Origin of the sequence: Actinomycetospora callitridis, from assembly GCF_028737265.1 — a bacterium.
GTDB lineage: Bacteria > Actinomycetota > Actinomycetes > Mycobacteriales > Pseudonocardiaceae > Actinomycetospora > Actinomycetospora callitridis.
Map to the genome: position 1 here is coordinate 143,913 of NZ_JAQZAK010000007.1, position 15,486 is coordinate 159,398.

Below are 15,486 nucleotides of genomic sequence, written 5' to 3' on the forward strand. Positions count from 1 at the left end.
AACCGCGCGAATGTTCAGCCCGGGGCTCACCGATCCCGGCGCCCACGAAACCCCGGAAGCGACCGGAACCACCTTCCCCCGGAGATCTCTGATCATGAGTCAGAGAAACGATCGCGGAGAGCGGCTGCGATCGCCGCCGCGACTCAGGGGCTGTCGGCCTTCCGGACGAAGCGGTCGTAGACCACCGCGGCCACGACGCCCCCGACGACCGGTCCGACCAGGTACACCCACCAGGCGGCGAAGGAGCCGGACACCAGCATCGGGCCCAGGGCGCGGACGGGGTTGACCGCGCCCCCGGTGACCGGGCCCGCCACGAACACCCCGACCGCCAGCGCGGCGCCGACGGCGATCGGGGCCACGGCGCCCTCGACCCGCTCGTCGGTCGCCACCGAGATCACCACGAACACCAGCACGAACGTCACCACGGCCTCGACCACGAGCGCCTGCAGCGAACCCACCCCCGCCGCCGGCGCCGTGGCCGCCAAGGACGCCTGGTCACGGCCGCGCGCACCGAACGCCGCCCAGGTCCCCAGGGCGCCGAGCACCGCTCCGGCGAGCTGGGCGACGAGATAGGTAGCGCCACGGGAACTTGCCGGTCGCGGCCAGACCCAGCGTCACCGCCGGGTTCACGTGCGCGCCCGAGACGTGACCGATGGCGGCCACCACCGCCAGCAGGGCCACCCCGAACGCCAACGGTGTCGCCAGCGAGTCGTAGCCAGGCCCGGCCACCGGCTCGGACAGCGTCGCCGCCGTTGCCACGCCGGTCCCGGCGAACACCAGGACCGCCGTGCCGATCAGCTCGGCCGCTCCCGCGGCGGCCATGTTCGTGCCCACCGAGCTCCCGTAGAGCCCCGTCCCCGGGCCCCGCTCCTGCGTCTGTCGCTGCGAGGTATCCACCGATCATTCCCCCTCGTTTCCTGTCCCGCTTCCCGTTGCGGGCCGAGCGCGCGGCTACCCCTGTCGCGACGCGATCTACCTCGGACGCAGGAATGTCCCAGTCACCCCGGGAACAGTTCGTGGCGTTTCGGGACGGGGAGTAGGTGGGCACTACGAGTCGCGCCGTGACGACGATGGGCTCGAGACGGGGGCCTCACGAGACGTCGTGCATGTGATCACGCAGATTCATTCTTTCGTCGGAAGGCCCCTCTGATGAGCAACCTCGATCAGCGTTCCGGTTCCGGGAGCACGGCCGCCCCGCCGCGGCGCCGCCGTCCCGTGTGGGCCTGGCTGTTGTTGGCCCTGGTCGCGATCGCCATCGTGATCGCGATCCTCCTGCTGACCGGGCGCTGCGGTTCGGGCAGCACCGCCGGCGCTCCCCCGGCCACCCCGGCCGCGGGCGCACCCACGGGCGCCGCGAACGGCGCGGTGCCCCCCGGTGCGCCGGGCGCCGGAACGGCCGCGCCACCGTCGGGCGCTCCCGCCACCGGCGCGGCGAACGGAAGTGGCTCGAGCACCGCGCCCGGAGCCCCCGCCGACGCCGCCGCGCTGCAGAGCAGCGTCGACCGGATCGTGGCCGCCGCCCCGATCACCTTCCGACCGAACAGCGCCGAGCTCACCGACTCCGGCGCCGCGAGCCTCGCACGCGTGGCCGAGGAGCTCGCCGCCGTGCCCACCGCCCGAGTGGTCGTCACCGGCTACGCCGCGCCCGCCGGCGCGTCCGGGACCCCGAACCCCCAGCAGCTCTCGGAGCAGCGCGCGACCACCGTCGCCGGCGAGCTGGCCGAGGACGGCGTCGCCCCCGACCGGCTGCAGACACGAGGGGCGGCCGACACCAACCCGCGTCCCGATCTCGCCGCGAGCCGCCGCGCCGAGATCACGGTCTCCTAATGCCGGTGCCTCCGGGTCATGCGCGTAGTTCGGCCGGACGACGGGCATCCCGCGCTGCCGCCGCCGACCTCGGCGCGCAGAGCCGGACCTCGAACAGCGGGGTCGCGCCCGCAACGTCCTGGCTCCGTCGGTCGTCGGGTGACGACCGACGGCATGCGGCCGTCACCGAACGGAGCGTTCACGGGAGCGCCAACACTGCAGGAGTGAGCTGATGACCAGTCGCGTCCCCGACCGAGCATCACCGCCGCCCGCGCCGCCGGACGAGGCATCCGTGGGCGAGCTGATGACCCGCCTCTCCGAGCAGACCTCACGACTGGTCCGCGACGAACTGGCACTCGCCCAGGTCGAGCTCAAGAACACCGCCCAGCAGGCCGGGAAGGGCGCAGGCCTGCTCAGCGGCGCCGGCGTTCTCGCCCTCTACGGCCTCGGCGCCGCGATCGCGACCGCGATCATCGCCCTGGGCCTGGTGCTGCCGCTCTGGCTCTCGGCCCTGATCGTCACCGCGATCCTGTTCGTGGCCGCGGGTGTGGCAGGACTGCTGGGCAAGAAGGAAGTCGAGCAGGTCTCGCCGACCCCGCAGCGCACCGTCGAGAACGTCACCCGCGACGTCGAACAGGTACAGGAGGCCCGCCACCGTGACCACACCCACCGGTCCTGAGACTCCCACCGGCCCCCGGGTTCCTCCCCCGGGCCCCGACGCGACACCCGAAGAGTTGATCGCCGACATCGAGGCGACCCGCGCTGAACTCGGCGACACCGTCGAGGCCCTGAGTCAGAAGTTCGACGTCAAGGCCCAGGCGCGCAACTCCCTCGACGACGCCAGACAGCGGGCAGCCGCCCAGGCGCGCGTCGCGCAGGCCCGGGGCACCGAGGTGTTCCACCAGGCCAAGGACGCCGCGACCGACGGCCACGGCAACCTCACACCACAGGCCCGCTCGATCGCGATCAAGGTCGCCGCCTCCGTCGCCGCCGTGGTCGTCCTCCGGACGGTGTGGACGAAGGTGCGCGGATGAGCCGGCCCTCGACAGAGTCGACGAGCACCAGCGCGAAGATTCTCTACCGCCCCGTCGGCATCGTCAGCTCGGTGCTCGGCGGACTCGTCGCCAACCTGATCTTCAAGAAGGTGTGGCAGCGTGCCGCCCCTCCTCAGGCACCGTCCGACCCTCCCAACGCTCTGGACAGCGGAACCGACCTCAAGACCATCCTGCTGGCCGCGGGCCTCCAGGGAGCCATCTTCGCCGTCGTGAAGGTCCTCATCGACCGCGGCGGTGCCCGAGCATTCCAGCAGTGGAGCGGCGAGTGGCCCGGAGACTGACTCCGGGCACCTGAGCCGATGAGTCCGACCCCCTCACGAGGACGGCGACGGCTACGGAGGGCCAGGACCACGGCCCCAAGACCCGGATGACCCTCAGCGACGGGCCCTACCCCGCCCACGGCCGCGGCGGCGCCGAGGCCGGCTGGATGACCGCCTTCGAAAAGCTCGAGGCGCAGCTGGCCGAGTGAGCAACAGCAACAACCGCAGGCCCGAAGGCCTCGTTCGCATCCGTCACGACGCCAGGACCGAGCTCCGTCACGGTGCAGACGTCGACGATCGCCCGCCCGATGCCGCGTCCTCCGCCGGTCACGACCGCGGCGTGCGTGCTCATCAGGTCATCCCTGTCGCTCAGGCGTCGCGCCAGAAGAGCTGGGTCAGTCGCTCGACGATGCGTTGCATGGCCTGCAGCGCTTCGGGGATCTGTCCGCATCGAGGTGACTCCTCGGCGGCTCCACCGGCAGTTTCATTTCGCCGCATCGGCCATAAGCAGGTCACCGTTGCCGCCTGTTCTCCTCAACAGACCCTCGTCTGACAGTCCCGCCACGCTTGCACCCACGCCTCCGACGCCCGCCTGCGGCGCCACGGCGCACGAGGGCGGTGACTCACCGTGATGGGAAGCTCGCTGAGGAGATCGCCGACAGCCCGAAATCGCGGTGCGCCTCCACACGGAGGTCGTCGGCGCCCACGGGAGCGGCCGGGTCGAGTCGCTCGACTGCGCGACCTTCGAGACGGGAGGTCGAGACGATCAACGCCTAGCATGCCCGAGCGTGTTCGCAATCGGCGACGTCCAGCAGTGCTCCACCAAGCGGCTCGCGACCTCGGGTGGGGGCGGGCGCCGTCGGCGCCCCGACGGCGCCCCGACGACGCGGTCACCACGGCGTGGTGTCGTGACGTGACGCTGGTGCCACGACACGGTGACGGTCATGGCTTCTCCTTCTGACGAGCTGTTCCCATCGGTCCAGTTCCTCACCGAGCTCGGTGCGCTACTAGGGCGTCACGGTTACACGCCCGCCCACGTACCGGTGGCCCGTGCGGTCGGGCAGGCAATCTCCGAGCTCGTGGCGTTCCTGTCCGCTTACCGAAGCGCTCCGCCTACCCGCGCTCAGTGATGCTGTGACGTGATTACCCCACTCCGGCCGAACTCGTCCGAGGTCATCAGAGAACGACTGCGGAGGACGACTCTGGGTGCGGCTGTCGTCAGGGGTTCCCAACAGCGGCCCCCCCTGTCCGAGGGCGACCTGTTCGGGCCAGTAATCGGGGCCGCGAGGCGATGGCCAACACCCGGCTCATCGGGCCGGAGCCCGCGGTGACTGGCCGTACTCGTGCTGACGAGTGGCCGAACTTGCACAACCAGCCACTCAGCAGCGTAACCCGGGCGTGACGTAGGGCGATGAGGTCACCACTCGCTCGCCCTCCAGCCCGGGGGGGTGACCAATGAAGGGGAGTCGCCCTGGCTGCCCTGTCACCGTTGTGAGGTGTGAATGGCGGTCAACCTCGACGTCACCGCGACCGGGCTGCGGGTACGGTTCTCCGGAGCCGACCTGATCGCCGCGTGCTCGCGGGGGCTCTGCCTCCCGTTCAACCGGATCCTCGGGATACGGGTGATGACACGCTCCGAGGCCGTCGCGTCGAGCCCCGGGCTTCCCTGTCCGGGCTTCTCGTGGCCGCAGCACCACCGCGCCGGCTGCTGGGGCATCGGTCAACGCCGACAGCTCTGGAGCGCCCGCCGCGGGTCACACGTCGTGGTCATCTACCTCACCGGACGCCCGTTCCACCGTGTCGTCGTTGAGGTCGACGAGCCCGAACAGACCCATCGACGGATCGATGCGGCGCTGCTCGACAGCAAGAAGTCGAGCGCTCGGCGGTCGCTCCGCAATCACCGACCATCCTCCACCGATCGCCCCGACCCCGATTTGTCCACCGCCAGGGAGCGCCCGCAACGGCACCGCCCACCGAGCTGCGACCTCGGCCGCGTACCCGCGCGTGCGGCGCAGCCGCGCCGAACAGACACGGGCGACCAGGCACGCCACGCATTCCGCGGAACGACGTCGGCAGAGCCTCTGACGATGGGCCTGCAAGGTCCGTCCGGAGTCGGGACCCGATCCGGCGAACCTGTCCACCGTGTCGGCGACCCGGCAGAGCACGGTCGAGCTCAGCGGCGGGCAGCCCCAGATGCTGATGACGCTACGGCCACCGGGGCCTCACCGTCGGGCGAGATCGACCCGATCGTCGCCGCGCGGCTGCGCCTGTACGAGTACCGCGCACGCGAGAGCGCCCGGCACCGAGGCGGCCCGGGGCAGCCCTACGGCGCCTGACTTTCTCGCTGCCCTGCCGCTCCTTCCACGGGTGGCTCAACGCCTACGGGGCCTGCCGGAACGTGAGACCTGCGGCAACCGTGCCCGGCGTGTGGCGATCTTCGTGGACCTCCGGCCCGAGCTCCTCGTCCTGCTGCCGTAGGGCGTGCCGCCCGCCCGCCTCCGATGGCGAGGCCAGCGGCCGGCGCCGGCGCTCCGCACGACGTGTCAGCTCGTCCTCGGGCGAGCCGCCCCGTGGCGGTGGTGGCGGCACCACACCCGCCGGCGCAAGATCGCGCGATCCGCCCGGGTCCCGCGGTCGCTGGACCGGCACCGGACCCGTTCCCGAACGCGGCTTGGGCACCGCCGCAGCCTGAGCCCTCCCGGCAACCGACGCGACGCCGGTCCGATGGCGGGCGATGTCGTCGTGCCGCCCGTCGGCCGGGGGTGGTGGCGGCACCACACCCACCGGGGCGAGCTCGCGCGGGCCGGTCGGGTCCCGCGGTCGCTGGACCGGCACCGGACCCGTTGCCGAACGCGGGTCGGACACCGCCGCCCGGCGGCCACTCCCCGCGGGTGTCTCGAACCCAGGGCGGTCGGCGACACGCTCGTCCTGCCGCCGGTGTTCCCAGCCCGACGCCACCGCGTCGAAGATTGGCGTCGGCGCATCGCCGCGCGGCGGGCCGGGGAGGGCCGTCGGCCGTGGGGCGACGTCGGACGCGCGCTCACCGCGCGGCCCCATCGGCAGAGTCGCCGTCGCCGTCCCTGGCGCGTCACCGTCGAGGTTCGCCCATGGCGAACCGGCCTCCGACGTCCTGGTGCTGGCCGCGTATCGGCACCACCCCCCGAGCGCTCCGCCCTCTCGCGACTCCGCCATATCCAGCCTCCCTGTTCACCGCACGGGCGGAGACGCCACACGGACCCCGACCATCCGCGCCCCGCCATCGACTGCGAACCATAAAGCTCGAGATGACCTTGAGGTGGCCGGGGTCCGGTCCGTCGACGATGTCGAGAAAGCGCGAGGCCGTGGTGACGTTGGCCGCCACGCCAGGCCGGCGGCCACGGTTCCCCCACTCTCTCAACGGGATTACACCGAACGTCTCGCCACTGAACGGCGTGGTACCGGGTTTCAGCACCGCTGCGGGTATTGTCCGACCCTTGTCATCATCGCACTGCGGAAGTGAGTCGCCGCCTCGAAAAGTGCACAGCATCCACTCGCCGAGGGCCGGTCCGGGTGATCTCCGCGCGGAGAGGACAGGGAGCGCGGCATGGCTCCGATGAGCGCCTGTTTCCCACCGTCTCGATCGCCCGGTCCTGGGTTCGGGGACCATGAGACCCGGAATATCGAGGTCCCCCTGCTGCCCGGAACGCGACTGCGCCCCGCCGGTCAACACGACGCCATGGCCGTCGTGCTCGGCGCCATCGCGATCGCCACGGGAGGGTTCGCACGCGCGGGCCCCAGGCGTGTCAAACTAGTCGGATGGTGAACGTGGGCATGGTCCAGATCGAGGCGGAGCGAGTCGCCGCGCGGACCAAGAAGATGCTTCGCGAGGACGGCATTCGGGCGACCAGCAGCTTTTTCGCACTGCAAGCCTGGGAGCACGCCACCCTGCCACTCCTTCGGCGTCGCCGAGCCGACGAGCGATTTTCCTACGATGGCGCCGATCTGCGATACGACTATTCGTTCTATGGCCAGACCTGGCGTAACGAGCGCACTATCGAGATCGCCATCGCTCGACACTTTCTCGCTGATGCGCCCGGTCGGATACTTGAGGTCGGAAACGTGCTGAGCCACTACGGGATGCGCGGACACGACGTTCTCGACCGGTACGAGCGGGGACTTCCCGGGGTTCTGAACGAGGATGTCCTGACCTTCAACCCGGACTCACGCTACGACACCATCGTCTCCATCTCGACCTTGGAACATGTGCGATGTGACGAGGAGGAGAAAGATCCGCGAGGGTCGACGAAGGCTCTTCGCAATCTCCGACGATTGCTGGCACCCGGCGGCCGGATGCTGGTAACCGTTCCCATCGACTGGCATCCGGGCCTCGACGAAGACATCGCGGCGGGTCGATTCACACTCGGACGCGACACCTTCTATCGGCGCGACTCCCGGTACGACTGGTCGAGGACTGATCGCGATGAAGCCCTCGAGAACCGTTACGGCTCTCCTTACGAGGCCGCGAACGCCCTACTCGTCACAACGACGCATTGAGCTGGAGGCCCTCGGCGGAGTCAGAAGCTCCGCGTGGGGGAAGTCAGCCGGTCGCCCTCAGAGGCTGGCAAGCACGACGGGGTCGAGGCGGTAGACAGTCACCGTCCCGGCGCGGAACACCGGGGTGAGACCGGGAAGTCCCGTGAGGCCCTCGAAGCCGCGGGGCACCGTCAACCGGTCGGTCACAGGCCATCCCGATGGGGCTCCGCCGACCCCGATGGGGGGTGCCTCGGAGTCGACGTACAGCCAAGCGACACGCAGATCGAGAAGGTCGCGTCGCATCACGGGATCCGTCGGATAAGTTCGGAACCCGGCCAGTAACCGGTAGGTGTACGGCGCCGCGGCGCTCCCGAGGCTCGCCAGATTGACGACCGGCAGACCGTACTCGGTGTAGAGGATCGTCGACCCGTCGTTCGCCGAGTTCAGGACGCGCTGCCCGTGCTGCACATGGCCGGCGAGCCACGCGGCCGCGGCCTCGTCGTCCCCGTTCACTCGTGTGAAGTCGGGCGTCGCGAACCGGGAGGCGATGGCGTTCTCGTTGACGCGCGCGTAGTCACCCCCAGGCCCACCGAGATATGCGGCGACGACGAGGAACAGCAGGCCCGCAGTGGCCCACGGCACGGCCCGGCGACCCACGTACGGGAGCCGACGTGCCGCCCAACGCGCCGCGAGCGCGATACCCAATGCTCCCGCCGGAACCCCGACCAGGGACAGATGCGACCACACTCGCGGCTCGGAGTTGTAGAACAGGGACGTGATCACCCCGGAGATACCTCGTCCCGGTGCGATGAAGTAGGAGATCACGATCGCGAACCACACGGCGACGGTCGCCAGAAGAGGTAGGCATCGCCGAGCCGCCACGAGCACGATGAGCCCACCGATGATCAGAACCGCGGCGTCGACCTGCGCGCGAGTGCTCTCCGGGTCGAGGTAACCCCCGTAGGCGAACGTCAGGGCCTTACCGACCCCCTGCGCGATGGGCCGGATCGGGGTCTCCGAGTCGAAGGATGTCGTCGTGGCCACCGCGCCGGAACCGATGAGCAGGGTGGGGAGGGCGATCAGGACAGCGAGACCCGCCGCGGTCGCGAAGGCACGAACGACGCGAAGAAGGTCGCGCCGACCACGCCGTAGCACGTCGACGAAGAGATAGACGAGGGCGGTCACGCCGAGCGTCACCACGGCACTCGGGTGGACGATGACCGCTCCGGCGGTGGCGAGTCCGGCCGACATCAGAACTGCGCGAGACGCCCGACGCCAGGAGACCAGCGCAGCGAGGATGCACGCGGAGAGCGAGAGGGCCACCGAGTTCGGCAGGACGCCGCCGTCGTGCACAAGTTGCACTCCGGGTCGGTAGAGGGTGGCCATGAGGACCGTGGCGACGCCGGCCGCTCCCACGGTGGTGTCGGGCGCGAAGCCGTTCGCGCGTGCGAGCGCGGCCGCAAGACAAGCGGCACCGAGCGGCATCCCGATGCCCACCAACACGATCGCGAGCGCATTGACCGAGACCACAACATTCCCGGTGACCTGTGCAGCGGCACCCGCGAGGAGGTGGAAACCAGCCGGGTAGAAATTCGTGCCGGAGCCTGAGAGGACATCGGTCGGCGCCAGCGCCCATGGCGCGCCGATCCCTGTGCGTGCGACGTAGGACGACACGGCGAGGTGGTAGATCATGTCGTGTTCCTGCGGATAGGTCCGTAACGACCAACCCATGCCGCCCACCCAGGTAAGAACGCTCACGCCGAGCCCGCCGACGATCGCGACCAGTCCTGCGAGCGCGGGCAGACTCCGCACGGACGGCGCGCGAGGTGTTCTGCTCGGTACCACTCGACCTCGACGCTGAAGTGTCCGGCGCGCCACCGCGGCTCCTGCGAGTACGACGCTCGCGATGGCGATCGCGACGATCCCGTAGGACGCGCCGACCGCTGCGGTGACCACGCCCGTGAGTGACGCGACGGCAACCGAGCATGGCGCCGAGAGAGCCAGGTACCACCACGGTCCCCGGACGCCGATCAACAGCATGGCGCACGCGCCTGGAATGAGGGCCACGCAGACTCCGACGACGAACCCCGCCACGTCGAGGAGCACGGCGCCCTCCTTCCCCGAACCACGGGTGTAGCGGTAGTGCTCACGGCGGTTGTTGACTGCGTGGTGCCTCGAGCCCCCGGGAGACAACCCGGACGGGTGGTGAGTTGCTGATGCTCATGGCCTGGTCCGAGGTCTCAGTCGCCCAACGTAGTGCCGGCCCCACGCCGCACGGTGATTGCTGCTGGTCAGGCGTGTCGTGAACCTACGGCGGTCGCCAGGGGCGCCGTCGGCACTGCGACGCTGAGTTCGGTCACTTCCGGCTGCTGTCGAGGGCGCCATCGCCGGCCACCGACAGCAGGCCGTCCACGTCCGCCGCCCCGTTCACCGCCGGGCGTGGGGGCGCCAGGTCCGCCCGTGTTCCTGGCCGACCCTGCTGTCGGCGATGAGCACCCCCATCAGGACGACGACGGCCGCAGCGAGCTGCGCGAGAGCACCCCACAGACGAGGATCGCCCGGCACTGCAGACACGAGTCCGAGCACGCACAGGCCGGAAAGCCAGGCGAGACCAACATCGCGGTGACGACGGAAGGCCAACACACGCGTCTGCAGGACGAAGGCAGCGGCCCCGATGAGGGTCGACGCCGCGAGCGCGGTCGTGGCCGGCCACGGAGGAACGTCCCTGACCGCGAACACCGTTCGGGCCATCCAGGGCACGACGAGCGTGGCCGCGAGCAGCCACGGGATCGAGACCGCGCCCAGCAGAAACAGCGGGGGGCGCAGAGCCCGCCTCGTCCCGTCCCGGTCATTGTGCTGAGCCGCAGCCGAGACCGACGGCAGGAGGACCGCTTGGATCGCGGGGAAGACGAACACCGGCGCTCGGAGAATCACCGCGACCGCGACGAACCCAGCTGCTTCAGACGGGACCATCGCCAACGCCGACGTCACCGAGACCGGGGCCAGGTTCCACACTCCCTGAGAGGAGAGATAGAAGAGCGACGTCCAGATCACGGCGGTCATGACGATCTGGTGCTCGTTTCCGTGAGCGGCGTCGCGGTCTCTCGAGGACCACAGGGTGCGCATCCGCGCGAACAGCCCGACTCGTGACGTCCGGAATACGACGAGGACCGCTGCGACGCCGGGGGACAGGACCAGCACGGCAGCCCACCCCACCATCGTGTTCACGCCCGCGAGCGTTAGCGCCACCGCGCCGAGCAGGGTGAAGGCTGCCTCGAGAAGGAACGTGAGGCTGTAGGCACGAAACCGGCGCCGCGCCGCGAGCGGACCACGGACGCAGTAGGAGACCGCCATCGTGCACGAGCCGACTGCGAGCGCAACCGCGACGTCGAAGCCGGGGAGCAGAGGTGTCGCCGCGAGCGACAGCGCGATGGCGACAACGAGGAGTACAGCCGCGTGACGCATTGCGGTCGCGAGGACCGGACGCCCGTTCCTGCCGGTTGCGTCGGCGGCGGCGAGAACTCGACTGGTCTCGAGCTCGACGGACGCGAAAACTCCTCGGCCGATGGTGTTCAGCAACAGGTAGAAGGCACTGATGACCGCGAAATCCGCAGCAGGCATGGTGCGTGCCGCCAGTGCGAGCAGCAGGTATCCCGCAACGGCGACGAGGACCTGGCTGACCGGCACTCCCGCCGCAGCGCGAAGCGGAGCATCGCTCACGCGCCCGAGACGGACAGATACCACACGGAGGGAGGTTACGGCGCTCATGGCAGGGCACTTGCTCCAGCCCTTCTCGACACGCCGAAGTCGATCGCGACCCGGTCGTTGCTACGTTGTCCGGCGATCGTCCTCGGGGAGGGGTATGTGACCGAGCTACGGATCCTCGCGTTGACCAGTTACGGCGAGCACACCGCCATGACCGGCGGACGACTCCGACGCGACAACCTGCTGTCTTCGCTCGCAGCGCGCGGGCATCACGTCGCCCGATTCGACGTACCGAGCAAGCCAGGTCCCAGGTCGGCCGTCCGCGCCGTCCGTGTGGCGGCTCAGCGCGCGTTCCGCGAGGCTCTCGCCGAATCCGACGTCGTCCTCCTCGGTGATGTCTTCTGCTTGCCGGCCGTCCCGCTGATTCGACGTTCGGGGGTCCCGATCATCCTCGATCTCGTCGACAGCCCTTATCGGCTCGTCGGCTCCGCCCCGCGCCGCACGTTCGCGGAGAAGTTCTCCGCGCTCGTCGGCGCCGCACAGCTGCTGCCCGTGATGCAGCTGCTCTACCCACTCGTGGCCGCCGTCACCTACATCTCCGATGAGGATGTGTCATCGGATGCGGCACGTGTGCGTCGTGGCCCCCGCACCCATGTCGTTCCGAATGGGATCGCAGCGTCCCTGTTCGAACTGGAGCTGTCTCCGCCCCCGAACGACGGATACGTTGCATGGCTGGCCGACTGGACGTACGCCCCCAACCGGGACTCACTCCGCTGGTTCGTGGAGGAAGTGGCACCGCACGTCCCCGATATCGTCCTGGAGCGGATCACCCTGTTCGGCGCCGGAGACCCGTGGACCATCCATGCCGATGGCGCAGCGCTCGAACGTTCACGCTCACACATGTCGTTCGCCGGCTTCGTCGACCGGCTCGCGGACGTCTACCGCGGAGCTCGGGTCGTGGCAGCGCCGGTCACCAGGGGCGCAGGGGTCAACAACAAGGTTCTCGAGCCGCTCGCGGCCGGACGCCCGTTGGTGACGACCGGAGTCGGCACACGCGGGCTGCCTCCGTCCGTCCTGGTGAACATCCGGTACGCGACGGACGGAGCAGGATTCGCGGCCGAACTCTGCGCTCTCCTCTCCGCGACCTGGGAGCTCGAATCCTCCCGTGCGGCACGTGCCTCGGTCCACTCGCTGAGCTGGGGCCGAGCTGGCTCTCTCATGGAGGACGTTCTGACGAGCGTTGCCTTGCGACACGGCAGCAGGGCGAGGCACAAACCGGCGCGTTAGATCAGGCCCCTCCCGCGGCGGCCTGGCCTCGAGGCTGTCGCCTGAGCAGCAACTGTTGGTCGACCACGGGCTGCGGGAGCCCGACCTCCCGACCCCGACCCACCCCGGTCTCGTCGAGATCTGCCTCCGACGAGCTCGCTGTCCCGGCACCCATCTGCATCTGGGGCTCCGCCCGGGCGCGCCACTCGACATCCTCGAGGCGCAGCCGCATGGCACCGACCTCCTCAGCCAGCCGCCGTGCCTGCTCCTCCAGCACCCCGACCTCGATCGAGAGCTGCAGGGAGACCCCGAAGAGGATCAACAGGGAAACGAGGAAGAGAAGATTGCTCGGCACCGCGATGCCCAGGAGCGCCGAGGCGCGCTGGAGCAACGCGGGAAAGATGGAGATCACCGCGGCCACCCCCGCGACGACCACCCACAGGAACGCGTACTTCTGGCGCAGCCTTCGTCCGCGCAAGAGCTCGAAGACCAGCAGGATCGCGGCGACCGCCACGACGATCGTGACGATCGTGACGCGAGCCATCTCAGGCGACCTCGACGGTCGAGCCGGGGCGCATGATCGGTGCGCGTCGAGCGATCGCGAGCACGACCGCCGTCACGACCCGCAGGAGGTAGGCCGACGAGCGAAAAGCGTTCTGGCTCGGCGTCCCTGCGGTCCGCTCACGCATCGCGACCGGGACCTGCGTGATCCGCAGGTTCGCCCGGCTCGCCAGGACAAGTGCCTCGACGGTGTCCCCGAGGTACTCCTCCGGGAAGTCGAACGCGTACAACGACAGCGCACGCCTGTTCACCATCCGGAATCCGGAGGTCGGATCGGTGAGCGGAGTTCCGACCAGGCGGGACAGGGTCGCGGCAAGCAAGCACATCGCCCAGCGCCGAGGACCGCGGACGGCGTAGTCGCCCAAGCCCGCGAATCGAGCCCCGACGACGATGTCAGCCTCATCGAGAGCGCAGTGCAGGCGTGCGATGTCTGCTGGGTCGTGCTGGCCGTCCGCGTCGACCTGGACGACACATTCGTAGCCCTCGTCATAGGCGAATCGGTACGCGGCTCGCATCGCACCGCCGACCCCGAGGTTGAACGGCAGGGACATGACCCGGGCACCGGCGGCACGGGCCACCTCTGCGGTGCGGTCGGTCGAGCCGTCGTCCACGACGAGGAGGTCCGCCAAGGGCTGGCGCGACAGGACCTCCGCCACCACTCGAGCGACCGACTCGGCCTCGTTGAGAGCAGGCAGGACGACGAGCAACGAAGCCGCGCGCGATTCCCGATAGGCCCCCTGCGCGGGCGCCGCGAGCGTCATGATCGGCCGCGTCCGCCGGGGCGGGCGACCTCGATGGCCACAATCCGCCATTTAGCGCAACTACTGTTGATTACCACCGTGCCCAACGCCACGATTCAAGGCTAGTGCGGCGGATCTCCCCGACGAGTCTGCGACACCCCGGAGGAATCACGCGGTCGACCAATGTCTCCCCGAAGACTTCGTCGATCTTGATCCACCCGGGGTCGGTTGAGATCGCCGTGACTCGCCGCCCCGGGCGCCGGTGCCCGTCCGCGAATGCGGATCGATTCGAGGCGGAGCTTCGTCGCCCCGGTGCCGCCAGCGGGGACGCCTGGCAGCCGGCCGTCCAGGCCCTCGACCCTGCGCCGCACGTCCGCAGGGCGGGGTGACCCCGGCACCACCGCGACATCCACCGGCAGTGCTTGACGATCTTGCTTCGGTGCCTCGCGGGCACCCATCGGGATCAGTGTCGATCGACGTAGAGGACTTCGATGGCGTTGTTCCCGTAGCCCAGCCGGTTCCAGGGTGGGACATCGGGCTGGACGTTGCCGGCGGCATCGGTTGCCCGTGCGCGCAGGGTGTGGCGTCCGACCTGGCCGTCCACCCAGGAGAACGACCAGTCCTGCCACTGGAAGGGACCCTTCGGCGGTTCCAGCTGCGCCGGGTGCCATTCACCTTCTCCGGTCAGGCTGACCTCGACCTGCGTGACGGGCCCGTTTCCCGACCAGGCCTTCCCGCGAACCGTGTACGGCCCGAGCGGGAGGGTGGCTCCGGGGAACGGGTCGGTGATGCGGGCGCGCACGCGCATCAGGCTCACGGCCTCGTGCGGGCGGTCGGGCCACTGATAGATGTAGTGGCCGGTCTGGAACTCCCCGGTGAAGGGCTCGGTGAGAACGTCGATCCGCTTGAGCCACTTCACCGAGGCAACGGCGTACCAATGCGGAACGACGAGCCGGAACGGCGCGCCGTGATCGGGCCTCAGCGGTTCGCCGTTCATCTCGTACGCGACGAGGATCGCCGCCGCCGGGTCGGCGGCCTCGGCGAGAGGCAACGCCCGCACGAACGTGAGGTCGTCCTGGTCCGTGTCCGGGAGGATGGCCTGCAGGTGGTACGGGCCGCGGTCGGCACCTTCGAACCGGACGTCGACCCCCTCGGCCGTCGGCCGGGCCAGCGCGAGAACGTCGCTGAGCCGCGCGCCGGTCCACCGTGCCGTCGACACGGCGTAGTCGCCCCACGGTTCCCCGGTGGGGAGCGGCCTCATGTCCAGGCGCCCGTTGCCCGCACACTCCAGGGTGACGGCCTCGTGGTGGACGGGGAGCGCGCGTAGATCGTCGAGGGTGAGGGCCGTCGGACGGTCGACGGCGCCACCGATCTCCAGCGTGCCGTTGTGCGTGGGCAACGGGAAGTTGCTGCGGACGTAGTGGAGCTCGGTGGGGGTGATGTCCCCGACCAGGGCTTCAGGCGGTGCCTCGGCGTTGTACGGGGCGGGATTGATCATTTCCAGAGCGGCGCGCGCCGACTCCAGATCGTCTGCGACAGTCATGATCTGGTTCCTCTCGGTGGGTCGTGGACGCGGGCGCG

12 protein-coding genes and 1 pseudogene are annotated in these 15,486 nt (G+C 69.9%); 7 read left to right on the forward strand and 6 right to left on the reverse strand.

Translation table 11 applies throughout. From position 1 onward, the window contains the following. Nucleotides 1-143 precede the first annotated feature (143 nt). Nucleotides 144-822 (reverse strand): annotated as a pseudogene (locus PH191_RS21165) (MIP/aquaporin family protein). 327 nt (nt 823-1,149) lie between these two features. Here PH191_RS21165 and PH191_RS21170 point away from each other — a divergent pair. From PH191_RS21170 to PH191_RS21195, 6 genes are all read left to right on the forward strand, one after another. Next, entirely contained in the window at nt 1,150-1,827 is a 678-nt protein-coding gene (locus PH191_RS21170) for an OmpA family protein (RefSeq protein WP_274196607.1), read from the forward strand. Nucleotides 1,828-2,038: 211 nt separating this feature from the next. Further along, a complete protein-coding gene (locus PH191_RS21175) occupies nt 2,039-2,485 on the forward strand; it encodes a phage holin family protein (protein ID WP_274196608.1) in 447 nt (148 codons plus the stop codon). Then, nucleotides 2,463-2,840 carry a DUF3618 domain-containing protein gene (locus tag PH191_RS21180; protein ID WP_274196609.1) on the forward strand — a complete coding sequence of 126 codons (378 nt, stop codon included), beginning with the start codon at nt 2,463-2,465 and terminating at the stop codon, nt 2,838-2,840. The genes PH191_RS21175 and PH191_RS21180 overlap by 23 nt, the downstream gene beginning before the upstream one ends. Further along, nucleotides 2,837-3,142, forward strand: a complete 306-nt coding sequence (locus tag PH191_RS21185; protein ID WP_274196610.1) for a DUF4235 domain-containing protein — start codon at nt 2,837-2,839, stop codon at nt 3,140-3,142. The genes PH191_RS21180 and PH191_RS21185 overlap by 4 nt, the downstream gene beginning before the upstream one ends. A gap of 1,481 nt (nt 3,143-4,623) precedes the next feature. Next, nucleotides 4,624-5,457: a hypothetical protein gene (locus PH191_RS21190; RefSeq protein WP_274196611.1), complete on the forward strand. Its 834-nt coding sequence runs from the start codon at nt 4,624-4,626 to the stop codon at nt 5,455-5,457. A 1,459-nt stretch (nt 5,458-6,916) separates the two neighbouring features. Further along, nucleotides 6,917-7,654 (forward strand): class I SAM-dependent methyltransferase, encoded by a 738-nt coding sequence (locus PH191_RS21195; protein WP_274196612.1) that lies wholly within the window; start codon nt 6,917-6,919, stop codon nt 7,652-7,654. 57 nt (nt 7,655-7,711) lie between these two features. Here the strand turns inward: PH191_RS21195 and PH191_RS21200 are convergent, their stop codons facing one another. Further along, complete coding sequence (locus tag PH191_RS21200; RefSeq protein WP_274196613.1) at nt 7,712-9,739, reverse strand: DUF6541 family protein; 2,028 nt, start codon at nt 9,737-9,739, stop codon at nt 7,712-7,714. Between the two features lie 321 nt (nt 9,740-10,060). Beyond that, nucleotides 10,061-11,353, reverse strand: coding sequence for a lipopolysaccharide biosynthesis protein (locus PH191_RS21205; protein ID WP_274196614.1), 1,293 nt, complete (start codon nt 11,351-11,353; stop codon nt 10,061-10,063). A 144-nt stretch (nt 11,354-11,497) separates the two neighbouring features. Between PH191_RS21205 and PH191_RS21210 the strand changes: the two genes are divergently transcribed. Continuing rightward, nucleotides 11,498-12,625, forward strand: coding sequence for a glycosyltransferase (locus PH191_RS21210; RefSeq protein WP_274196615.1), 1,128 nt, complete (start codon nt 11,498-11,500; stop codon nt 12,623-12,625). Nucleotide 12,626: 1 nt separating this feature from the next. Here PH191_RS21210 and PH191_RS21215 read toward each other — a convergent pair whose 3' ends face one another. From PH191_RS21215 to PH191_RS21225, 3 genes are all read right to left on the reverse strand, one after another. Then, nucleotides 12,627-13,148: a DUF2304 domain-containing protein gene (locus PH191_RS21215; protein ID WP_274196616.1), complete on the reverse strand. Its 522-nt coding sequence runs from the start codon at nt 13,146-13,148 to the stop codon at nt 12,627-12,629. Nucleotide 13,149: 1 nt separating this feature from the next. Then, nucleotides 13,150-13,926, reverse strand: a complete 777-nt coding sequence (locus PH191_RS21220; protein WP_274196617.1) for a glycosyltransferase family 2 protein — start codon at nt 13,924-13,926, stop codon at nt 13,150-13,152. Between the two features lie 442 nt (nt 13,927-14,368). Then, nucleotides 14,369-15,448, reverse strand: coding sequence for a sulfite oxidase (locus PH191_RS21225; RefSeq protein ID WP_274196618.1), 1,080 nt, complete (start codon nt 15,446-15,448; stop codon nt 14,369-14,371). Nucleotides 15,449-15,486: the final 38 nt, after the last annotated feature.

Excerpts from the sequence above, each read along its gene's own strand:
- PH191_RS21225 (WP_274196618.1), bottom strand. The coding sequence starts at position 15,448 with ATGACTGTCGCAGACGATCTGGAGTCGGCGCGCGCCGCTCTGGAAATG.
- PH191_RS21215 (WP_274196616.1), bottom strand. The coding sequence starts at position 13,148 with ATGGCTCGCGTCACGATCGTCACGATCGTCGTGGCGGTCGCCGCGATC.
- PH191_RS21175 (WP_274196608.1), top strand. The coding sequence starts at position 2,039 with ATGACCAGTCGCGTCCCCGACCGAGCATCACCGCCGCCCGCGCCGCCG.
- PH191_RS21170 (WP_274196607.1), top strand. The coding sequence starts at position 1,150 with ATGAGCAACCTCGATCAGCGTTCCGGTTCCGGGAGCACGGCCGCCCCG.
- PH191_RS21185 (WP_274196610.1), top strand. The coding sequence starts at position 2,837 with ATGAGCCGGCCCTCGACAGAGTCGACGAGCACCAGCGCGAAGATTCTC.
- PH191_RS21220 (WP_274196617.1), bottom strand. The coding sequence starts at position 13,926 with ATGACGCTCGCGGCGCCCGCGCAGGGGGCCTATCGGGAATCGCGCGCG.
- PH191_RS21195 (WP_274196612.1), top strand. The coding sequence starts at position 6,917 with ATGGTGAACGTGGGCATGGTCCAGATCGAGGCGGAGCGAGTCGCCGCG.
- PH191_RS21190 (WP_274196611.1), top strand. The coding sequence starts at position 4,624 with ATGGCGGTCAACCTCGACGTCACCGCGACCGGGCTGCGGGTACGGTTC.